The following is a 22,219-nucleotide window of genomic DNA, read 5'->3' as shown; positions in this document are numbered from 1 at the left end:
ACAGTGGCCACGAAAGAACTTCCCCCGCCGGTCGCCTGGGTCGACGACCGCATCGGCATCTCCAAGCTCGGCAAGAAGAACCTGCGCAAGGTCTTCCCCGACCACTGGTCGTTCATGCTCGGTGAGATCGCCCTCTACAGCTTCATCATCCTGCTGCTGACCGGCGTCTTCCTGACCTTCTGGTTCAAGCCGTCGATGGCCGAGATCGAGTACCAGGGCTCCTACAGCCTGCTCAAGGGCCTGCACATGTCCGAGGCCTACGCCTCGACGCTGGACATCTCGTTCGACGTCCGCGGCGGCCTGCTGATGCGCCAGATCCACCACTGGGCCGCGATCCTCTTCGTCGCCTCGATGATGGTGCACCTGCTGCGCATCTTCTTCACCGGCGCGTTCCGCAAGCCGCGTGAGCTGAACTGGGTGATCGGCTTCGGGATGCTGTTCCTCGGCATCATCGAGGGCTTCCTCGGCTACGGCCTCCCCGACGACCTGCTGTCCGGGACCGGTCTGCGCATCACCCAGGGCATGATCCAGGCCTCCCCGGTGATCGGGACCTGGCTGAGCTTCTTCATCTTCGGTGGCGAGTTCCCCGGTGACGACATGGTGTCGCGGTTCTTCACCGTGCACGTGCTGCTGATCCCGGGCCTGATCCTGGCCCTGGTCACGGCGCACCTGATCCTCGTCGTGTACCACAAGCACACCCAGTACCCCGGCCCCGGCCGGACCGAGAAGAACGTCGTCGGCTACCCGCTGATGCCGGTCTACATGGCCAAGGCCGGCGGCTTCTTCTTCGTCGTCTTCGGCATCACCGCCCTGATGGGCGCGCTGCTGCAGATCAACCCGGTCTGGCTGTACGGGCCGTACAACCCGGCCGAGGTGACCGCGGGCTCCCAGCCCGACTGGTACATGGGCTGGCTCGAAGGCTCGGTCCGGCTGATGCCCGGCTTCGAGTCCCACTTCTGGGGCGTGACGCTGAGCTGGAACCTGCTGATCCCGGCGCTGATCATCCCGCCCGCGTTCGTCACCCTGGTGGCCCTCTACCCGTTCATCGAGCAGTGGATCACCGGCGACAAGCGGGAGCACCACCTGCTCGACCGGCCGCGCAACATGCCGACCCGGACCGGGATCGGCGCCGCGTTCATCACCTTCTACGGCCTGCTGTGGATCGGTGGCGGCAACGACCTGATCGCGACCCACTTCGGCGTCTCGCTCAACTCGGTCACCTGGTTCCTGCGGTTCGCGGTGTTCCTCGGCCCGGTGTTCGCCTTCTGGGCGACCCGGCGGATCGCGATCTCGCTGCAGCGCGCCGACAACGACCGGCTGCTGCACGGCCTGGAGACCGGCGTCATCATGCGGTCGCCCGACGGTGAGTACACCGAACGGCACGCCCCGATCTCGAACTACGAGGCGTACGCCCTCACCGCCCGCGACCGGACGCTGCCCCTCGAGGTCGGCCCCGAGACGGACGAGAACGGCGTCGCGGCCCCGCGCCGCGGCCTGACCAAGATCCGCGCGGCACTGTCCCGCTTCTACTTCGCCGACGCGGTGCAGAAGCCGACGGCCGCGGAGATCGAAGAGGCCCACGCCCACGGCCACGGTCACGACGACCACGAGGAACTCGGCCACAGCGCCGAGGTCCCCGGCGTCACCGGCACGGTCGAGACCGACGACGAGACCGCCCGAGAGCAGATCTCGAAGCACTGATTCTGCGGCATGTGAAAGGCCCCGGCTCGCTGAGCCGGGGCCTTTCGCTTGCCCGGTAGGGCGGGGACCTTGCCGCGCCGTGGGCCTGACCGGTGCCGGGACGCCACGCGCCGGTTGCCGGTACGGCGGTCGCAGGCACCGCTGCAGCGGGACGCCGGTACACCGGTTGCTGGTACGCCGACGGCGCGGCGGTACGGCGGCCTCCGCTAGGGCTCTGGCCGGTGTGGACACATCAGCGCGGCAGCTGCCGGTACACCGGTTGCAGGTGCGGCGGGACACCAGTCGCCGGTGCGGCGGGTACCTCGCCTCCACCCTAGTCCTGGCCGATGCCGGCATGACAGGGCGCGGATTGCCAGTACCGGCGGGACACCGACGCGGCGGGACGGCGGCACCTCGGCGACCTCGCGTGCGCCTGGCCCGGCCGGTGCCTGGACACCAGCGCGCGGGTCGACCGGTACACCGGTTGCTGGTACGGCGCGGCAGTCCGGCGGGTACGGCGTCGACCTCGCCTCCGCCATGGGCCTGGCCGCTGCCGGCACATCAGCGCGCTGGTGCCGGTACGCCGGTTGCCGGTACGGCGGACTCCGGTTACCGACGGCGGAGGCCGGCTACCGGCGCGGTCGACCTCGCCTCCACCCTGGCCCCAGCCGGTGCCGGCACAACAGGGCGCCCGGTTGCCAGTACGGCGAGACGCCGATGCGGCACTGCGGCCACCTGGTCTGTGCCCTGGCCCGGCCGGTGCCTAGACACCAGCGCGCCGCTTGCCGGGACGCCGGTTGGTGGTACGGCGGCGACTTGCCCGGTGCCGGGCATCAGCTTGCCGGTTGCCGGTCCGGCGCGACGGCGACCCGTCTCCGCCCTGACCCCGCCCAGTGCCAGAACACCATCGACGTAGCGGGGAGGGCGGCCAGGGACGGCTTGCCGCCGTACGCGCCCGCTGCCGGTACGTGTCGGGATGGTGGGTTCCAGGGAGGGCAGCGACCTCATCCGGTGCCGGGCACGAGCTTGCCGGTTGCCGGTATGGCGGGACGCCTGTTGCCGGTCCGGCGGCGACCTCGCCCCGGCCGGTGCCTGGACAGCAGTGGGCCGCTTGCCGGGACGCCCGTTGCTGGTACGTCCGTACGGCGCTTGCCGGTCGGCGCGGCGGTACAGCGGCACGCCGGGTGCCGGTACGGCGGGACGCCGGTGCGGTGCGACGGCGCCCTCGCCTCCGCCTCACCCTGGCCAGCGCCAGGACACCATCGCCCCCGTTTGCCGGTACCGCGGGACGGCGGGGTGCCGGTACGGCGGGACGGGCGACGACCCCCCTCGCCCGGTGACGGGCACCAGCTCGCCGGTTGCCGGTACGACGGGACGTCGGTGCGGTGCCACGTGGCGTACCGGCGTACCGGCGTACCGGCGTACCGGCGAACGAGCTGGCCGGCACATTGGTCAGTGGAGTAGGACGATCTTGCCGCGGGCGTGGTGGGACTCGCTGAGTTCGTGGGCTGCGGCGGCTGCTTCCAGGGGGAAGGCTGCCGCGACGGGGATGCGTAGCCGGTCTTGGTTGGCCAGCTCGACGGCTGCGGCGAGGCCGTGGACGGCCAGAGTGTCCGCGCCGGCGCCGACGGCAGCACCGGTTTCGTCGGCCGGTGCGCTGTGGGACATGTGGACGCCGTACCGCTTCGCCTCGAAGTCGGCGATCGTCACCACCCGGGACGGGTCTCCGGCGATGGCGACCAGCTGCTTCAGCGCTCCGCCCGCGCAGTCGAACACCGCGTCGACTCCGCCCGGTGCGAGCTCGCTGACGCGTTCCTCCAGGCCGGGCCCGTACGTCGTGGGCTCGGCTCCCAGGGACTTGAGGAAGGCGTGGTTGCGCTCGCTCGCCGTACCGATGACTCGTGCGCCGCGGGCGACCGCGAGCTGGATGGCGACGGTCCCCACTCCCCCGGCGGCACCCTGGATCAGCACCGTGTCGCCTGAATCGACCCTCAGGCGGTCCAGGACGCGCGTGGAGGTCTCCACGTTCCCAGCGGCCCCTCCGGCCTCTTCCCAGCTCCAGATGGCCGGTTTCGGCGCCCATGCAGCCAGTACGACGAAGTCGGCGTTCGCCGCGCGGTCCGTCATGGTGGTGAATCCGAAGACCTCGTCCCCCACGCTGACGCCGTCCACGCCCTCGCCGACCTCGTCGACCACCCCGGCGGCGTCGAAGCCGGTTCGGTACGGAAAGTCGACCGGCACGAACTCGCGGAACTTGCCTGCCCGGATCGATACCTCCCCCGCCGACACCCCTGACGCTCGCGCGGCGATCCGGATCTGCCCTGGCGCCGGGTGCGGCGCCTCCACTTCTCCCACGTGCAGCACACTCGGCGGGCCGTACTCACTGAACTCGAGAACTCTCATGCCCGCGAACGTAACGGAACACCCCGTCCGGTTAGCTAAAGTGAGAGCGATGAGCACCGAAGTGGGAACAGAGCCGAGATCGTCGGCAGACCCGGAGCCCGCGCTCGGGTCGGAGCCGGAGGCGGGGCGAGGCTCGGAGACGCTGGCCGGGCTCGGGGCGGAGGCGGGGACCGGGCTCGGGCCGAGGACGGGACCGGGGCTCGGGGCGGAGGCAGGAACCGCGCTTGCGTCGGAGACGGGCACCGGGCTCGGGTCGGAGACGCCGGCCAGGCTCGGGGCGGAGGCAGGAACCGGGCGCGGGTTGGGAACGCGGACCGGGAACGGGTCGGACGCGGGCACCGGGCTCGGGTCTAAGCCAGCGGCCAGGCTCGGGTTCAAGGCGGGCGCGGGGCTCGGGTCGGAGCTGGCGGCCAGGCTCGGGTCCGAGGCGGGAGCCGGGCTCGGGGCGGAGACGGGCACCGGGCTGGGGTCGGAGACGGGAGCCGCGCTCGGGGCGGAGCCGGTGGCCGGGCCCGGATCGGAGGCAGGGGCCGAGTCTAGGTCGGAGCAGGCTCCGGTGGGGTTGCGGTCGGATGCTCGGGACAATCGGGAGCGGATCCTCGCGGTGGCGCGGTTGGCGTTTGCTGCTGAGGGGCTCGAGGTGCCGATGCGGGAGATCGCTCGGCGGGCCGAGGTGGGGGTAGCGACGCTTTATCGGCACTTCCCGACCAAGGAAGCGTTGCATGTCGCGGCGTTCGCGGAGCAGATGGACTTCTGCTCGGCGATCGCGCGGGAGGCGCTGGAGGCGGCTGATCCGTGGGTGGGGTTCAGTCGGATGATCGAGCGGTTGATGGAGCAGCACGCGCTGGATCGGGGGTTTGCGCGGGCCTTCACGTCGAGCCTGCCGCCGGCCGCGGGGCTCGCCGCTGAGCGTGATCGCACGCTCAGGTCGCTCCTGGAGCTGATCCGCCGCGCCAAGGAAGCTGGTGCCCTCCGCGAGGACTTCGTGCTGGAGGATCTCTCCCTTGCCCTGATGGCCAACGAAGGCATCCGCGCCGCCACCCCGGAGCTCAGGGTCGCCGCCTCCCGCCGCTTCGCTGCGCTGATGCTGCAGTCGTTCCAGGCAGTCCCCGTACGCCGCGAGCTGCCGCCCGCAGTCCGCCTGCCACTGTCCAGGCCTTGACTCGACCGCCCGGGGCGCAACAGGCACGGGCGAGCAGGGCGTCGACGTGCGGGAAGAAGGCAGATCCCGGGCACGGGGGGACGGTGTGGGCGCGCGGCGCGCGCTGCGGGCGCGGAGGGCGGGCGCGGGTGGCAAAGGCACCGCGGGCGCGGGGACCGCGGGAAGCGGGCGCGGGGGGTAAATGGACTGCGGGCACGGAGAGCGCGGGATGCGGGCACGGGACTCGCGGCGCGGGCGCGGGTGGCACGAGGACTGCGGGCGCCGGGAGTGGGCACAGGACGCCGGCGCGGGGAGCACGGCGGCTGCGGGCGCGGGACTCGCGGCGCGGGCGCGCGAAGCGGGCGCGGGTGGCACATGGACTGCGGGCACGGAGAGCGCGGGATGCGGGCACGGGACTCGCGACGCGGGCGCGGGAAGCGGGCGCGGGTGGCACGAGGACTGCAGGCGCGGGAAGCGGGCGCGGGGCCGGCACAGGGACTGCGGCTGCGGGCGCCCGGAGTGGGCACAGGACGCCGGCGCGGGGAGCACGGCGGCTGCGGGCGCGGGGCACGGGAAGCGCGGAAGCGGGCGCCGGGGCACGGGAACTGCGGCGCGGGGAAACGGGCACGGGACTCGCGGCGCGGGCGCGGGGCAGGCACGGGGACTGCGGGCATGGGGAGCACAGCGACTGTGGTCGCGGGGAGTGGCGGCGCAAAAGCCAGGGCGCAAAAGCGCGCCGGGCTAGGACCCGAAACGCGGACCGCCCCACGCAGCTTTGCGCGGGGCGGTCCGAGGTTGATCGGGCAGCAGGGCCTCAGGCGAGCGCCGAGCCGGCCTTGTACTTCGTCCAGGAGTCGTTCCAGTCGGTCCAGCCGTTGCCGGGTTCCATGCCTCGGGCGGTGCCGGTGACGACGACGGGGTCGCCGCGCAGGGTCTGGGCGAAGTACCAGGCGCCGTCCTTGAGGCTCATGCCGACGCAGCCGTGGCTGACGTTCTCGGAGCCCTGGCTGCCGCTGGACCAGGGGGCGCCGTGGATGAACTCGCCGGAGCTGGTCACCCGCTGGGCGAACTGGACGTCGTGGATGTCGTAGTACTCCGGGTCGCCGGGCTGGATGCCGACGGTGCGGGCGTCCATTCGCTTGGTCCGGTACTTCTCCATGATCACCTTCACGCCGCTGCGGGTGGTGAAGCCGTCCTTGCCGGCGGTGATCGGGATGGTCCGGGCCAGCTTGCCGTTGATCGTGACGGCCATCGTGTGCTTCTTGACGTCGACCTTGGTGACGACCGACTTGCCGATCGCGAAGTCGATCTGCCGGCTGGCCGAGCCCCACACGCCGCCGCCGGCGTTCACGCCCTGGGTGGCGATGTTCACGGTGATCTTGGTTCCGGCCGGCCAGTACTCCTTGGGCCGGTAGTTGACCTGCTTGCTGTTCACCCAGTGCCAGGTGCCCTCGACCGGGACCGAGGTCTTCACCGACAGCCGCTTCTCGACCGCGGCGCGGTCCTTGACCGGGTTGTTCCAGAAGATCTGGATCGGCATCGCGACGCCGACGGTCTCGCCGTCCAGCGGCGCCACGGAGGCCTTCAGCCTGCTGCTCGCGGCCAGCGTCTTGAACGTCGAGCTGATCTCCACGGTCTTGCCGTCGCTGCCCTGCGCGGACCCGGCGACCGTGTACGTCGTGCTCGGCTTGAGCTGCGGCAGCGACGTCCACTCCGACTTGGAGTCGTTGAACGAACCGCTGACCTTGCCGCCGTCCTTGTCGCTGACGGTGATGTCCTCCAGCGTGCCGGAGCTGGTGACGACCTTGACCGGCTGGTCCGGACGGACCGCCGCGGCGTTCTTGGCCGGCGTGACGGTCACGTTCGCGGAGGCCGGGTCGGTCGACGGGGTCTGGCTCTGGTCGCCACCGGGGGTCGTCGAGGCGCCGGGGGTGGAGCTCGACTGGGAGCCTCCGGCGGGTGGATCGCCGGCGGAGGTGTCGTTACATGCCGCCGCGACCACCAGCATCGCGCAGATCCCCGCCACGGCCAGGCCGCGTTTGCGCACCGAACTACCCAACACCCTGAGCTCCCCTGAGATTCGTTGCACCGCCCGGCCAGCCTAGCTCGCCCGCGCGATGGTCCAGACGCACCAGATCGCCACCGGTACGACGGGCCCTTTTCCGGCCCGCAGTACAGATGACGATCTGGAGCGTCTTTTAGTTGACTTTCCGATCAGTGCGCGTGGTCACCGCGGTAGTACTCGAAGATGAAACCGGACAGCGCCACGATCCCCAGCCCGGTGCCGATGATGAACAGCCACCAGCCGAAGACCAGGCCGAGCACGATGACCGACAGCGTCGCGGCGCACCACAGCGGCCACCACGAGTACGGCGGGAAGAAGCCCAGCTCGCCGGCTCCGTCCGCGATCTCGGCTTCCTTGCGGTCCTCCGGGCGGGCGTCCATCCGGCGCGCGGTGATGCTCAGGTAGAACGTCACCAGCAGCGCCAGGAAGAACGTCATCACCAGCGCGGTGGTCCCGGTCGGGTCCTCCGACATCACCCAGTAGATCGGGGCGACGATCAGGACGAACAGCGTCAGGATGCCGAAGACCCAGGCCTCGACCTTCATGCCTTACCCTCTCCGTCCCCGGTCGTGCCGGTGCCCGCGTTGATGTTGCGCTCGAGGTTCTCGACCCGGCCCTGGTCCTCGCCCGCGTCGAGCAGGTTGTCCCGGGGCGCGCCGCTGTCGCCGTACTCGGCCAGTGCGATGTCCGGGTGGTGCAGGTCGAAGGCCGGCGACTCGGAGCGGATCCGCGGCAGGCTGACGAAGTTGTGCCGCGGCGGGGGCGAGCTGGTCGCCCACTCCAGCGAACGGCCCCAGCCCCACGGGTCGTCGACGCCGACCAGCGGCGCCTTGCGCGACTTGTAGACGTTGTAGAAGAACGGCAGCATCGACAGGCCGAGCACGAAGGCACCGATGCTGGAGACCTCGTTCAGCGTGGTGAAGCCCTCGTTCGCGCCGTACGACGCGTAGCGCCGCGGCATGCCCTCGACACCCAGCCAGTGCTGCACCAGGAACGTCGTGTGGAAGCCGATGAACAGCAGCCAGAAGTGCAGCTTGCCGAGCTTCTCGTCGAGCATCCGGCCGGTCATCTTGGGCCACCAGAAGTAGAAGCCCGCGAACATCGCGAACACCACCGTGCCGAACACCACGTAGTGGAAGTGCGCCACCACGAAGTAGGAGTCGGACAGCTGATAGTCCAGGGCCGGCGAGGCCAGGATGACGCCCGTCAGACCACCGAACAGGAAGGTGGTGAGGAAGCCGATCGACCACAGCATCGGGGTGTCGAAGGACAGGGACCCGCCCCACATCGTTCCGATCCAGTTGAAGAACTTGACCCCGGTGGGCACCGCGATCAGGAACGTCATGAACGAGAAGAACGGCAGGTTCACCGCGCCGGTGACGTACATGTGGTGCGCCCAGACCGCCACCGAGAGGACGGCGATCCACAGCGTCGCGCCGACCAGGCCGATGTAGCCGAAGACGGGCTTGCGGCTGAAGACCGGCAGGATCTCGGTGATGATGCCGAAGAACGGCAGCGCGATGATGTAGACCTCGGGATGCCCGAAGAACCAGAACAGGTGCTGCCACAGGAGTGGACCACCGTTCGCGGCGTCGAAGACGTGAGCCCCCAGGGCTCGATCCGCCTCCAGCATCAGCAGCGCGCCGGCCAGGATCGGGAACGCGATCAGCACGAGGATCGACGTCACCAGGATGTTCCAGGTGAAGATCGGCATCCGGAACATCGTCATGCCCGGGGCGCGCATGGTGATGATGGTCGTGACGAAGTTGACCGCACCGAGGATCGTGCCCAGACCGGCCAGGTACAGACCCATGATCCACAGGTCGCCGCCGACGCCCGGCGAACGGACCGCGTTCGACAGCGGGGCGTAGGCGAACCAGCCGAAGTCGGCCGCGCCGCCCGGGGTGAAGAAGCCGGAGATCGTGATCGTGCCGCCGAACAGGAACAGCCAGTAGCTGAACATGTTCAGCCGCGGGAACGCCACGTCGGGCGCGCCGATCTGGACCGGCATGATCACGTTCGCGAAGCCGACGAACAGCGGCGTCGCGAACAGCAGCAGCATGATCGTGCCGTGCATCGTGAAGAGCTGGTTGTAGACCTCTTCGTTCACGATCTGCAGACCCGGCTTGGCCAGCTCGGCGCGGATCAGCAGCGCCATCACGCCGCCGATCAGGAAGAAGATGAACGAGGTGATCAGGTACAGGTGGCCGATCAGCTTGTGGTCGGTGGTGGTCAGCCACTTGACCGCGATCTGGCCCTTGCTGCGCCGCCTCGGCAGCGCGGTCGCGGCCCCTACGGCGCCGCTGCGCTCAGCGAAGTCGGTCACTTCTCGCCCTCCTGCTCCCCGTGGCCGGGAATGGTGGTTGCGTCCTGGCCACCGGTGGCGGCGCCGGTCTGGCCCTTGGCCGCCAGCTCACGCAGGTGCGCCTGGTACTCGTCGGCGGTGACCACGCGGACGGTGAAGACCATCCGGCTGTGGTAGAGGCCGCAGAGCTCGGCGCACTTGCCGGCGAAGGTGCCGGTCTTGGTCGGGGTCAGCTCGAACTTGCCGGTCCGGCCCGGGATGACGTCCAGCTTGAAGTAGAAGGCCGGCACCCAGAAGGAGTGGATCACGTCGGGCGAGGTCAGCTCGAACTCGACCGACTCGTTCACCGGCAGCACCAGCTCGGCCGGCTGGTCGAGCGTGCCGGTCTCCCAGACGCCCTGCTGCCCGTCGACGGTGTCCTTGTAGTTGAAGGTCCACTGCCACTGCTGGCCGACCACGTTGATCTGGTGCGTCGAGGCACCGGAGTTCTTCGTGATCACGTTGCCGTGCTCGACGGTGTAGAAGAACAGCACACCGATGATCGCGAACGGCGCGAGCGTGTACAGCACCTCGAGCGGCAGGTTGTACCGCGTCTGCCGCGGCGCGTCCTCGCTGCGCCGGCGGTACCGGACCACGGCGAACAGGATCAGGCCCCACACCATCACACCGACGACCAGGGCAGCGATCCACGCCCCGATCCACAGGCTTCTGACTGCCTCGGTCCGGTCCGAAGCACCCTCCGGCAGTCCAAGTCGTTTCCACTGCGCGTTGGTCTCCGACGAGCAGCCGGTCAGCAGCAATGTGCCGACCACTACCGCTGCCGGGACCAGCAGGCGTCGCTTCGCCGGACGTGACGCGGCGCGGGTCTGCTGACCCGCCGCTCGCGCGACCACTCCGGACGTGCCGTTCGAACCCACGGGGCGCCTTTCCCTTCCCAGGTGAGACTGACGACAGAACACTACTGGACTGCCTCTGCGGTTCTGCGCATAGGTAGGGCTTAGCGTTTCCCGTGTGAGCAACCGTGCATATCTGGACGCCGCAAGTGCCGAGGAACTGCACCCTGCCGCGCGGGAGGTGTTGCTGCAGGCACTCGATTCCGGATGGGCCGATCCGGCCCGGTTGCATCACGAGGGACGGACCGCCCGGCTGCTGCTCGACAACGCCCGCGCGGTGCTCGCCGAAGGCGTCGGCGTACGGCCTGACGAGCTGTATCTGACCACCTCCGGGACGGCCGCAATCCACGCGGGCCTGCCCGCGGTTGCGGCGGCCCGGCGACGGGTCGGTACGACGGTGGTGCACTCCGCGGTCGAGCATTCAGCGGTCCTGCACGCGGCGGCAGCGGCCGGTACGGCGTACGAAGTGGGTGTCGACCAACTGGGACGGGTCAACACGCAAGAGTTCGCCGAGCAGCTCCGCCAGCCCGGCGTCGCGCTGGCCGCGCTGCAGACGGCCAATCACGAGGTCGGCACGCGGCAGCCCGTGAGCGAGCTCGGCGAGGTGGCAGCCGCCGCGGGCGTCCCGTTGTTCGTGGACGCGGCGGCGACGGTTGGTCACGAGGCGATCCCCGGCGGGTGGTCGGTGCTCGCCGCGAGCGCTCACAAGTGGGGTGGTCCGGCCGGGGTCGGGCTGCTCGCCGTACGGAAGGGCACGCGGTTCGCGCCGACCTGGCCGGTGGACGAGCGCGAGGACGGCCTCTCCCCCGGGCACCCGAACGTCCCGGCCGCGCTGGCTGCCGCGGCTGCCCTGCAGGCCCGCCTGCTGGAGGCGGACGCCCTGGACAAGCAGCACCGGGCCTGGATCGCCGAGCTCAGGACTCGCGTCGCGGCTGACCTCACCGACGTGGAGGTGGTCGGCGACCCGGAGGACCGGCTGCCCCACGTGCTGACCTTCTCCTGCCTGTACGTCGATGGCGAGGCCCTGGTCACCGCGCTCGACGCCGAGGGCTTCTCCGTCTCCAGCGGGTCAGCCTGTACGGCGAGCACGCTGCGCCCGTCGCACGTCCTGGCCGCGATGGGCGTGCTCACCCACGGCAACGTCCGCGTCTCGCTCGGCCGCGGCAGCACGTACGACGACGTCGACCGCTTCGCGCGGGTGCTGCCCGGGCTCGTCCAGCGGATTCGTGCCGAGGTGGGGATGTGACGACCCTCGACTGCCGCGGGATGCTCTGCCCGCTGCCGGTGATCAAGCTCGCGCAGGCCTTCCCGGCGCTGGCTGTCGGCGACAGCATCGCCGTACTGGCCGACGACCCGGCCGCCGCGACCGACATTCCCGCGTGGTGCCGAATGCGCGGGCAGGAGCTCGTCTCGGCCGAGGACGGGCGGTACGTCGTACGGAAGCTGAGCTGAAAACCAGTGGCGTTCGGATGCGTCGACCAACAAGCTGTCGCCTGTGACCGACTTCTCGATCAAGCCGATCCTGACCGGTGAACTGGTCGTCCTGCGGGCGCTGGACGAGCAGGACTTCCCGGCGATGAAGGCCGCGATGGACGATCCCGAGGTGGCCCGGCTGACCGGGAGCCACGGGACGATCAGCGACGAGAAGGCGCTGGAGTGGCTGCGGACCCGCAAGGACCAGACCGACCGGCTCGACCTGGCGATCGTCGACAAGGCGACCGGGGAGACCGTCGGCGAGGCGGTGCTGAACGAGTACGACCCGGACAACCAGGCCTGCAACTTCCGGATCCTGATCGGCCCGGGCGGCCGCGGGCGCGGCCTGGGCACCGAGGCGACCCGGCTGATCGTCGGCTACGGCATCGAGGTGCTCGGTCTGCACCGGATCAGCCTGGGCGTGTACGCGTTCAACCCGCGGGCGCAGCGGGCCTACGAGAAGGCCGGGTTCGTGGTCGAGGGCCGGTTGCGCGACGACCTGCTCTGGGAGGGCGAGTGGGTCGACTCGATCGTCATGTCGGTGCTCGCTCACGAGTGGCCGGTAAGTTCGGGGGCGTGACCGAACGCTTCGCCGTACTGACCGGTGCCGGGATCTCGACCGCGTCGGGCATCCCGGACTTCCGCGGGCCGCAGGGGCTGTGGACGAAGGACCCGGGCGCGCAGGCCATGTTCGACATCGACGAGTACGTCGCGTCGCCGCGGGTCCGGGCCGCCGCCTGGAAGCACCGGCTCGCCAACCCCGCCTGGACCGCCGAGCCGAACGCCGGCCACCGCGCGCTCGCGGAGCTGGAACGCCAGGGCCGCCTCACCGCGCTGATCACCCAGAACATCGACGGCCTGCACCAGAAGGCCGGCTCGGTGAACGTCCTCGAGCTGCACGGCACGGTCTGGTACGTCGACTGCCTGAGCTGCGCCCGCCGGATCCCGATGGCCGACCTCCTCCCCCGCCTCGAGGCCGGCGAGGAGGACCCCGCCTGCGAGGTCTGCGGCGGCATCCTCAAGTCCGCCACGGTCTCCTTCGGCCAGTCCCTCGACCAGAACGTCCTCGACGCCGCGGTCGCGGCGACCGAGGCCTGCGACACGTTCCTGGCCGTCGGCACGTCGCTGCAGGTCTACCCGGCGGCCGGTCTGTGCGACGTCGCGCTGAAGGCCGGCAAGCGTTTGATCATCATGAACGCCCAGCCCACGCCGTACGACGAAGAGGCCGACGAGGTCCTCCGCGGCCCGATCGAGACCCTGCTGCCGGAGCTCGTCGGCTGAGCGCCGTGACCTGAGCGCGACCTTTGAGGCCTTCCGCCGGTCCGGAGTGCGGGCTAGCGTCCCGGGCAGATTGTCCTGTCTTGGGAGGGGAACCCGCGATGCTCAGGTTCGTCGTGCGCCGTGCTCGTTGGCTGGCTGGGGCTACTGCGATCGCCGTGGTGGCGGTGGGACTGGGGACGCCGGCGGCGGCGCCCGCTGGACCGTCCGCCGAGCGGGTGATTACGCTCGCCGGGTCGCTGCAGAGCGAGTTGGGATGTGCCGGGGACTGGGACCCGGGGTGTGCGGCGTCCAGCCTCGGGGCGGCGGCGCCGTACAGCAAGGTGTTCGACGTGCCGGCCGGCAGCTACGAGTACAAGGTGACCGTCAACGGCGGCTGGGACGAGAACTACGGCGCGGGCGGCGTGCTGAACGGCGGAAACATCCCGCTCACGCTCGAGGGCCCCGCCAAGCTGCGGTTCAGCTACGACGACACCACGCACGTGGTCAGCGTCGCGCCGGTCGACCTGGCCGGCCCGACACCGACCCCGGCGGACAAAGCGCTGGCGAGTCCGAGCCTGCGCCAGGACCTGACCAAGGAACGCTTCTACTTCCTGATGGCCGACCGGTTCGCCAACGGCGACAAGTCGAACGACGCCGGCGGGCTGACCGGTGACCGGCTGACCACCGGGCTCGACCCGGCGGACAAGGGCTTCTACCACGGCGGCGACCTGGCCGGCGTGATGCAGAAGCTCGACTACATCAAGTCCCTCGGTACGACGAGCATCTGGCTGACCCCGTCGTTCAAGAACCGGCCCGTCCAGGGCTCGGGCGCCGACGTCAGCGCCGGGTACCACGGGTACTGGATCACCGACTTCACCCAGATCGACCCGCACCTGGGCACCAACGCGGACATGCAGAAGCTGATCCAGCTCGCCCACGGCAAGGGCATGAAGGTCTTCTTCGACATCATCACCAACCACACCGCGGACGTGATCGCCTACCAGTCCGGCCAGTACGGCTACATCCCGAAGGCGACCTCGCCGTACAAGGACGCCAACGGCACGGTCTTCGACGACAAGCAGTACGCCGGGGGCGACACGTTCCCGCCGCTGGACCGCAACACCAGCTTCCCGAACGTGCCGGTCTTCAAGACTCCGGCCGACGAGACCGTCAAGCAGCCGGCCTGGCTGAACGACCCGACGCTCTACCACAACCGCGGCGACTCGACCTTCGCCGGTGAGAGCGCGGAGTACGGCGACTTCGTCGGGCTGGACGACCTGTTCACCGAGCAGCCGAAGGTCCGCGACGGGATGATCGACGTCTACAAGACCTGGGCCGAACTCGGCATCGACGGATTCCGGATCGACACCGTCAAGCACGTGAACCTGGAGTTCTGGCAGAAGTTCTCGCCGGAGATCCTGAAGGCAGCCAAGGCCAAGGGCAGCAAGGACTTCTTCATGTTCGGCGAGGTCTACGACGCCGACCCGAAGTTCATGTCGACGTACACGACCTCCGGCGCGCTGCAGGCGACGCTCGACTTCGGGTTCCAGCAGAACGCCGTCGCCTTCGCCAAGGGCGATCCTTCGACGAAGCTGCGAGACCTCTACGCCAACGACGACTACTACACCGACGCCGACTCCAACGCGTACCAGCTGCCGACCTTCCTCGGGAACCACGACATGGGCCGAGTCGGCACGTTCCTCAAGCAGGCCGGGGCAGCAGGTCAGGAACTCCTGCAGCGTGACAAGCTCGCGCACTCGCTGATGTTCCTGACCCGCGGCCAGCCGGTGATCTACTACGGCGACGAGCAGGGCTTCACCGGGCCGGGCGGCGACAAGGACGCGCGGCAGGACATGTTCGCGACCAAGACCACCGAGTACGCCGACGACGAGGTCGTGGACGGGACCGGGACGTCGACGATCGGCAGCAAGGACTCGTTCAACACGAGCGCGCCGATGTACAAACACATCGCGGAGCTCCAGAAACTCCGCGCGAAGTACCCGGCGCTGAGCAACGGCACCCAGATCCACCGGTACTCGTCGAACGCCGGCGGCCTGTACGCGTTCAGCCGGCTCGGCGCGGACAAGACCGAGTACCTGGTGGTGACCAACAACGCGACCACCGCCAAGACGGCCACCGTCCCGACGTACGGGTCGAAGGTCTTCAGGCCCGTGTACGGCGGGACGAAGTCGTTCGGCACCGACCGCGAGGGCCGGGCCACGCTGACCCAGCCGCCGCTGTCCGTCACGGTCTACCAGGCGCTGTCCAAGGTGCCGTACCGCTCCAAGGCGCCGGCCGTGTACATGAGCTCCCCAGAGCCGGGAGCGACCGTCGGCGGTCGCGCCGAGATCGCCGCCGCGGTGCCGGAGAACACGCCGGTCACCGTCACGTACGGCGTCCGCCCGGTCGGTACGACGACGTGGCAACGACTCGGCTCCGACGACAACGCGCCGTACCGGGTCTTCCACGACGTGACGAAGCTTGCCAAGGGCACCTTGCTGGAGTACCGGGCCGTGCTCAAGGATGCGTCCGGCAACTACTCCGTCTCCGGCTCGTACGGCGTGGTCGGCGACCCGCCGGCGCCCGGCGGAGGTGGGGGTGGCGGGACCGGTCCGGTCACGCAGCCCGCGAACGTGAGCGTGCCCGGCGACCACAACAGCGAGATGGGCTGCCCGGCGGACTGGTCACCGGACTGCGACCAGGCGCAGCTGACGCTCGACCCGAAGGACAAGGTCTGGAAGGGCACGTACCCGATCCCGGCCGGTGAGCACGCCTACAAGGCCGCGATCAACAAGACGTGGGACGAGAACTACGGGGCCGGCGGCAACCTCAACGGCGCCAACATCTCCTACACCGCGCCCGCGACGCCGACCACGTTCTACTACGAGCACGGTCGGCACTTCGTCACGTCGGACGCGCAGGGCCCGATCGTCACCGTGCCCGGCTCGTTCCAGTCCGAGCTGGGCTGCCCGGCCGACTGGTCGCCTGACTGCATGCGCCCCTGGTTGACCGATCAGGACGGCGACGGCACCTTCACCTGGTCGACGAGCGAGTTGGGAGCGGGCAGTTATGAGGCGAAGGTCGCGCACGGGCTCTCCTTCGACGAGAGCTACGGCGTCGGGGGTAGCCCGACCGGCGGCAACATCCCGATCCAGGTGCCGGGCGACGGGTTGGTCGTCACGTTCTCGTACGTGCTCGCGACCCACCTGCTGACCGTGACGACCTCCAAGCCGGGCGCGCAGCCCGATCTCAAGCAGGCCAAGGCGCACTGGGTCGGCAAGGACCTGCTCGCCGTACCGCCGGTCGGTCACCCGGAGCGGTCGCGCTGGCGGTTGCACTGGTCGCCGACCGGCGGGCTCGCGGTCGACGCGGACGACATCGGCGGCTCGTCGTCGGGGCTGCGAGTCGATCCTCGCGGCCTGCCGTCCGAAATCCTGACCCGGTTCCCCGCGTTGAAGGGCTACACCGCGCTGCGACTCGACCACGCCGATGTGCGCAAGATCCTGAAGGGTCAGCTCGGGCTCGCCCAGTACGACGACGCCGGGCGGCTGCTCGACGCGACCGGGGTGCAGATCCCCGGCGTACTGGACGACGTGTACGGCGCGGCGGTCGGCCGCTCGTACGGCGTGACGTGGCACGGCGGCGTACCGCGGTTCACGCTGTGGGCGCCGACGGCGCAGAAGGTGTCGCTGCTGATCGGGGCGCAGAAGCTGCCGATGCGTCCAGGTGCCGACGGCTCGTGGACGGCGGACGGGCGGCGGCAGTGGGCCGGCGCGCAGTACCGGTACGAGGTGACGGTGTACGCGCCGAGCACGGGCAAGGTCGAGGCCAACGTGGTCACGGATCCGTACTCGGTCGCGCTGACCACCGACTCGGCGTACTCGGTGGCCGTGGATCTGGACAATCCCGCGGGCAAGCCGGTGCTCTGGTCCCGGACTCCGGTGCCGTCGCTGGCGCGGTCGGTGGACTCGACGATCTACGAGCTGCACGTGCGCGACTTCTCGATCAACGACACCACGGTCCCGGCCGCGCACCGTGGGACCTACCTGGCGTTCGCCGACGAGGGCGCCGGGACCAAGCACCTGCGCAAGCTCGCGCAGGCCGGGCTGAACACGGTCCACCTGCTGCCGACGTTCGACATCGCCTCGATCCCGGAGGGGGCGCAGGACAAGCCGGCCTGCGATCTGAAGGCGCTGCCGCCGGACTCGGAGCAGCAGCAGGCGTGCGTCACCGCGGTCGCGGCGAAGGACGGCTTCAACTGGGGGTACGACCCGTACCACTGGCTTGCGCCGGAGGGCTCGTACGCCGTCCAGAAGGACGGGCTGAGCCGGGTCGCGGAGTTCCGCACGATGGTCGGCGGGCTGCACAAGTCGGGCCTGCGGGTCGTGCTCGACCAGGTGTACAACCACACGCCGGCCGCCGGGCAGGCGCCGACGTCGGTACTCGACAAGGTTGTCCCCGGCTACTACCAGCGACTGAACGCCTCCGGTGGGGTCGAGACGTCGACGTGCTGCAGCAACATCGCGACCGAGCACGCGATGGCCGAGAACATCATGGTCGACAGCACGGTGTCGTGGGCCCGCAACTACAAGGTCGACGGGTTCCGGTTCGACCTGATGGGGCATCACAGCAAGGCGAACATGCTGAAGGTCCGCGCGGCGCTGGACAAGCTGACCGTGGCGCGGGACGGCGTCGACGGGAAGAAGGTGTTCCTGTACGGCGAGGGCTGGAACTTCGGCGAGGTCGCGAACAACGCGTTGTTCGAGCAGGCGACGCAGGGCAACCTCGGCGGGACCGGGATCGCGACGTTCTCCGACCGGCTGCGGGACGCCGTGCGGGGTGGTGGGCCGTTCGACGAGGACCCGCGGGTGCAGGGGTTCGGGTCGGGTGCGGCGAGCGATCCGAACGGTGCTCCGGTGAACGGGTCGCCGGCTGATCGGGCGAAGCGGTTGGCGCATGACACGGATCTGGTGCAGCTCGGACTGGCGGGCAACTTGCGGGCGTTCACCTTCAAGTCGGCGGACGGCGGGGCCGTCGTACGGGGTGATGGGGTGGACTACAACGGGTCGCCTGCTGGGTACGCCGATCAGCCCAACGAGGTCATCACGTATGTGGATGCCCATGACAACGAAACGTTGTGGGACTCGCTGACCTTCAAGTTGCCGGCCTCGTTGCCGATGGCCGAACGGGTCCGGATGAACACGTTGTCGTTGGCAACCACCGCGCTGGCACAGACGCCGTCGTTCTGGCACGCGGGCGCGGACCTGCTACGCAGCAAGTCGCTGGACCGGAACTCCTACGACTCCGGCGACTGGTTCAACCAGCTGGACTGGACCGGCGCGGACAACGGCTTCGGCCACGGCCTGCCGCCGAAGCCGGACAACGAGGCCAAGTGGTCGTACATGAAGCCGCTGCTCGGCAACCCTGCTCTGAAGCCGACCGCCGCTGAGGTGGCGACGGCCTCCGCCGCGGCTGCGGATCTGCTGAAGCTCAGGTTCTCGACGCCGCTCTTCCGGCTGGGGTCGGCCGACCTGATCAACCAGAAGGTCAGCTTCCCCCTCAGCGGCACGGCCGCGGCGGTGCCGGGTGTCATCACGATGCGCATCAACGACTCTGTCGGGGCCAATGTGGATCCGGCGCTGAAGGGTGTGGTGGTGGTCTTCAACAGCACCGGTTCGGCTGTCAGCCAGCAGATCCCTGGTTTGACCGGAGCCGGCCTGGCCCTGTCGCCGGTCCAGGCCGGGGGTGCTGATCCGGTCGTCAAGCAGACGAGTTGGACCGCCGCAACCGGGACCGTCTCGGTGCCGGCCCGGACGGTCGCCGTACTGGTGCAGAAGTAGAGCGGAAGACGGCGTCGCCCACCCGGGCGGCGCCGCTCCCCTCCCCTCTCAGGGGATGCGGACGACCAGGGCTCCGGGGTCGACCTCGGCGGTCAGGATTCGGCCGTTCTCGATGGTGTCGCCGTCCAGCTCGCGGCCGGCCGGTCTGTCGGCTTTGACCTGGATCCGCTGGCCCGTGTAGCGCTGGATGTGGCGCCCCTCGTTCAGGGACTTGATCACCAGGCTCAGTGCCAGCCGCGGCCAGTGGCTGATTCGGCGCGGGGCCAGGACGACGAGGTCGATCTTGCCGTCGTCGGGCTTGGCGTCCGGCAGCAGCGGGATGTTCGCCTGCAGGGTGCCGACGTTCCCGATCACCACCGTGCGGGCCCGGCGGGTGATCGGCGGCCGGTCGTCGACGGTGATCTCGACCTTCACGAACGGGTGGTTCAGGTTGCGCACGGTCGACACGACGTACGCCGCCCAGCCGACCCGCTTCTTCAGGTCATCCGGTGCGTCGGCGATGATCGCGGCGTCCAGGCCGAGACCGGCCATCACCACGAACCGGTCGTCGAGCTGGTCGCCCTTGACCAGCACGCTGTCGATCCGCTGCTCGGACCCGTCCAGCACCTGGCTCAGCGCCTCGTCGAGGTCGAGCGAGATGCCGAGGTTGCGGGCCAGCAGGTTCCCCGTACCGGCGGGCAGGACGGCGACCGGGATGCCGGTCCGCGCCAGCTCGGCGCAGACCACCCGAACCGTCCCGTCACCGCCGGCCACCACGACCAGGTCGACCTTGTCGTCGATCGCCCGGTGCGCCATCGCGTAGCCCGCGTCGTCCTCGGTCGTCTCCAGCCAGAGCGAGTCGTCGAACCCCCGCTCGGACAGCGCCGCGTCGACCTTCGCGCGGAACTCGTCGGCGTCCCCGACCTTGATCGGGTTGAGGATCACCGCGGCGCGCAGCCGGCTGGTCGGCGCGGGCTGGTCGTCCTGGGTCTCTGGGTTCACCGGGAGCCTGTCTGTTCAGGGGAACGTGCGGGAATCGGAGGTGCAGCATTCCACGGTGTGCCCAAGAAACCCAGGGACTACTCCTTTCAGGCCGGCCGGTAGACCGTGTGGAGTACGCCGGTGCTGAACGCGGTCGACTCGACGAGCTCCAACGGCACCGTCTCGCCCTCGTCGAACAGGCGGGCGCCGTGACCGACAGCGATCGGGTGAACCAGCAAGTGCAACTCGTCGAGCACCTTCGCCCGCAGCAGCGACCGGACCAGCGTCGACGACCCGACCACGCTGATGTCCTTGCCGGGCCCTTCCTTCAGCTCGGCGAGGGTCTTGATCGGGTCGCCCTCGACCAGCGTGGAGTTCTGCCACGCGTCGACGTTCTCGAGGGTGGTCGAGACGACCAGCTTCGGGGTGTCGTTCATGTGCGCGGCCATCTCCATGTCGGCGGTCGGCCAGAACGACGCGAACTCCTCCCAGGTCCGCCGCCCGACCAGCATGGTGTCCGAGCGGGCGGTGAGCGCGTCGACCTGGGCGCCCATCGCGTCGTCGAAGTACGGGAAGTGCCACTGGTCGGGGGCCTCGGTGACGCCGTCGAGGGAGATGAACAGGCCGGCCACGATCTTGCGCATGAGGTGCTCCTTGGGGTCTGGATGGGTGCTCTTGCCTGTGCGTCGACCGGCCGTCGGCGAAATCGACATCGCGGCCGGGAAGTTTTTCGGGGCCGTCTCACGGCACGCCAGTCCCGGTGAAACTGTCGGTGGCGGCGGCTAACGTGCTTCAGGTGACCCTTCCTCGCAGTACGCCGGCCGACCAGGGACTTTCCAGCGCGGGCCTCGACGCCTTCGTCGCGTCGCTGGACGCGTCCGAGCAGGAGATCCAGACCGTGATGGTGCTGCGGCACGGCCACGTCGTGCTGGAACGCGAGTGGTCGCCGTACCGGCTGACCGACCGGCACCTGCTGTTCTCGGTGTCGAAGAGCTTCACCTCGACGGCGGTCGGCCTGGCGGTCGAGGAGGGGCTGCTGTCGGTGGACGACAAGGTCGTGTCGTTCTTCTCCGGCGACGACCTGCCCGACCAGATCAGCGACAACCTGGCCGCGATGGAGGTCCGGCACCTGCTGACGATGTCGACCGGCCACTCCAAGGACACCGCCGACCGGCTCGGCCGGACCGGGCGGATGGTGCAGGGCTTCTTCCGGCTGGACGTCGAGCACGCGCCCGGGGCGCCGTTCGTCTACAACAGCGGCGCGACGTACATCCTCTCCGCGATCGTGCAGAAGGTGTCCGGCGAGAAGCTGGTCGACTTCCTGCGGCCTCGCCTGTTCGAGCCGCTCGGGATCACCGAGGCGATCTGGGAGACGTCCGACGAGGGCATCAACATGGGCGGCTGGGGACTGAGCCTGAACACTCTGTCGCTCGCGGCCTTCGCCCAGTTGCTGATTCAGCGCGGTGCGTGGGAGGGGAAGCAACTGGTCCCCGCCGAGTGGATCGAGGCGGCGACGTCGCCGCAGGTCGACAACAGCACCGAGGAGAACCCGGACTGGAAGCAGGGCTACGGGTACCAGTTCTGGCGCGGACGGCACAACTCGTACCGGGGTGACGGCGCGTTCGGCCAGTACGTGCTGGTGCTGCCCGATCATGACACCGCGGTGGTGATCACGAGCGCGTCCCCGGACATGCAGGCGACGATGAACGTGATCTGGGAGCACCTGCTGCCCCTGCTGGAGGCCGGCCCTACCGGGGTCGTCGTGTCTTCGTTCGGGGAGTCGCCGACGATGAAGCTCGAGCCGCCGACCGGGCCCTCCCCCGCACCGGGTGACGGCAAGACGTACACCTTCGCGGCGAACGATCACGGTCTGTCGGCGGTGCGGTTGGATGCTGACGGCACCGGGACCTTCACGTTCACTGCGGCGCGGGCCTGGGAGTCGGGCACGCAGGAGATCACGTTCGCACCGGGCGACTGGACCGAGCAGTCCTACACGCTGACCGACCCGGCGCAGCGCATCGTCACCTCGGCGTACGGCGACGGCGACACCTTCGTCGGTACGGCGCGGCTGCTGGAGACGCCGTTCGTGATCACGCTGCGCTGCCAGGTCGTCGACGGGCGACTGTCGGTCGGCATCAACTACAACGTCGGCTTCGGGACCACCGACGAGACCCTGGTCTCCGAGTAGAAGGTCCGCGC

General features: G+C 69.7%; 15 protein-coding genes. 8 read left to right on the top strand and 7 right to left on the bottom strand.

All coding sequences use genetic code 11. The features are described from left to right. Window positions 1-3 precede the first annotated feature (3 nt). Complete coding sequence (gene qcrB, locus ABD235_RS03455) at window positions 4-1,701, top strand: cytochrome bc1 complex cytochrome b subunit (protein WP_344169190.1); 1,698 nt, start codon at window positions 4-6, stop codon at window positions 1,699-1,701. Window positions 1,702-3,132: 1,431 nt separating this feature from the next. On the opposite strand, the gene ABD235_RS03450 is transcribed toward qcrB, so the two are convergent. Continuing rightward, complete coding sequence (locus tag ABD235_RS03450; protein WP_344169186.1) at window positions 3,133-4,083, bottom strand: NADP-dependent oxidoreductase; 951 nt, start codon at window positions 4,081-4,083, stop codon at window positions 3,133-3,135. Window positions 4,084-4,639: 556 nt separating this feature from the next. Here ABD235_RS03450 and ABD235_RS03445 point away from each other — a divergent pair. Continuing rightward, window positions 4,640-5,245, top strand: a complete 606-nt coding sequence (locus tag ABD235_RS03445) for a TetR/AcrR family transcriptional regulator (protein ID WP_344169183.1) — start codon at window positions 4,640-4,642, stop codon at window positions 5,243-5,245. A 793-nt stretch (window positions 5,246-6,038) separates the two neighbouring features. On the opposite strand, the gene ABD235_RS03440 is transcribed toward ABD235_RS03445, so the two are convergent. The 4 genes from ABD235_RS03440 to ctaC all read right to left on the bottom strand — a co-directional run bounded on the left by ABD235_RS03440 (window position 6,039) and on the right by ctaC (window position 10,511). Beyond that, on the bottom strand, window positions 6,039-7,286 hold the full coding sequence (locus ABD235_RS03440) for a L,D-transpeptidase (protein ID WP_344169180.1): 1,248 nt from the start codon (window positions 7,284-7,286) through the stop codon (window positions 6,039-6,041). Between the two features lie 152 nt (window positions 7,287-7,438). Then, entirely contained in the window at window positions 7,439-7,834 is a 396-nt protein-coding gene (locus ABD235_RS03435) for a cytochrome c oxidase subunit 4 (protein ID WP_344169177.1), read from the bottom strand. Next, window positions 7,831-9,615, bottom strand: a complete 1,785-nt coding sequence (gene ctaD / locus ABD235_RS03430; RefSeq protein ID WP_425553063.1) for an aa3-type cytochrome oxidase subunit I — start codon at window positions 9,613-9,615, stop codon at window positions 7,831-7,833. The genes ABD235_RS03435 and ctaD overlap by 4 nt, the downstream gene beginning before the upstream one ends. After that, window positions 9,612-10,511, bottom strand: a complete 900-nt coding sequence (gene ctaC / locus ABD235_RS03425; protein WP_344169174.1) for an aa3-type cytochrome oxidase subunit II — start codon at window positions 10,509-10,511, stop codon at window positions 9,612-9,614. Before ctaC ends, ctaD begins: the two co-directional genes overlap by 4 nt. A 94-nt stretch (window positions 10,512-10,605) precedes the next feature. Between ctaC and ABD235_RS03420 the strand changes: the two genes are divergently transcribed. From ABD235_RS03420 to pulA, 5 genes are all read left to right on the top strand, one after another. Continuing rightward, window positions 10,606-11,733: a cysteine desulfurase family protein gene (locus ABD235_RS03420; RefSeq protein ID WP_344169171.1), complete on the top strand. Its 1,128-nt coding sequence runs from the start codon at window positions 10,606-10,608 to the stop codon at window positions 11,731-11,733. Continuing rightward, window positions 11,730-11,939 (top strand): sulfurtransferase TusA family protein, encoded by a 210-nt coding sequence (locus tag ABD235_RS03415; RefSeq protein WP_344169168.1) that lies wholly within the window; start codon window positions 11,730-11,732, stop codon window positions 11,937-11,939. The genes ABD235_RS03420 and ABD235_RS03415 overlap by 4 nt, the downstream gene beginning before the upstream one ends. Before the next feature lie 43 nt (window positions 11,940-11,982). After that, window positions 11,983-12,540 (top strand): GNAT family N-acetyltransferase, encoded by a 558-nt coding sequence (locus ABD235_RS03410; protein ID WP_344169165.1) that lies wholly within the window; start codon window positions 11,983-11,985, stop codon window positions 12,538-12,540. Then, window positions 12,537-13,241: an SIR2 family NAD-dependent protein deacylase gene (locus ABD235_RS03405; protein ID WP_344169162.1), complete on the top strand. Its 705-nt coding sequence runs from the start codon at window positions 12,537-12,539 to the stop codon at window positions 13,239-13,241. The genes ABD235_RS03410 and ABD235_RS03405 overlap by 4 nt, the downstream gene beginning before the upstream one ends. 98 nt (window positions 13,242-13,339) lie before the next feature. After that, window positions 13,340-19,060, top strand: a complete 5,721-nt coding sequence (pulA, locus tag ABD235_RS03400) for a pullulanase-type alpha-1,6-glucosidase (protein WP_344169159.1) — start codon at window positions 13,340-13,342, stop codon at window positions 19,058-19,060. Between the two features lie 48 nt (window positions 19,061-19,108). On the opposite strand, the gene ABD235_RS03395 is transcribed toward pulA, so the two are convergent. Both ABD235_RS03395 and ABD235_RS03390 read right to left on the bottom strand, forming a co-directional pair. Then, the gene (locus tag ABD235_RS03395; protein WP_344169156.1) at window positions 19,109-20,041 is read right to left on the bottom strand and encodes a diacylglycerol/lipid kinase family protein; all 933 of its coding nucleotides are present in this window, start codon (window positions 20,039-20,041) and stop codon (window positions 19,109-19,111) included. Window positions 20,042-20,127: 86 nt separating this feature from the next. Continuing rightward, the gene (locus ABD235_RS03390) at window positions 20,128-20,664 is read right to left on the bottom strand and encodes a dihydrofolate reductase family protein (RefSeq protein ID WP_344169153.1); all 537 of its coding nucleotides are present in this window, start codon (window positions 20,662-20,664) and stop codon (window positions 20,128-20,130) included. Between the two features lie 152 nt (window positions 20,665-20,816). Between ABD235_RS03390 and ABD235_RS03385 the strand changes: the two genes are divergently transcribed. Beyond that, window positions 20,817-22,208, top strand: coding sequence for a serine hydrolase domain-containing protein (locus tag ABD235_RS03385; protein WP_344169150.1), 1,392 nt, complete (start codon window positions 20,817-20,819; stop codon window positions 22,206-22,208). Window positions 22,209-22,219 lie beyond the last annotated feature (11 nt).

The sequence above is a fragment of the Kribbella lupini genome, assembly GCF_039529595.1.
Taxonomy (GTDB): domain Bacteria; phylum Actinomycetota; class Actinomycetes; order Propionibacteriales; family Kribbellaceae; genus Kribbella; species Kribbella lupini.
The sequence above is the reverse complement of the archived record's forward strand: the minus strand, read 5'-3'. Positions and strand labels throughout refer to the sequence as shown.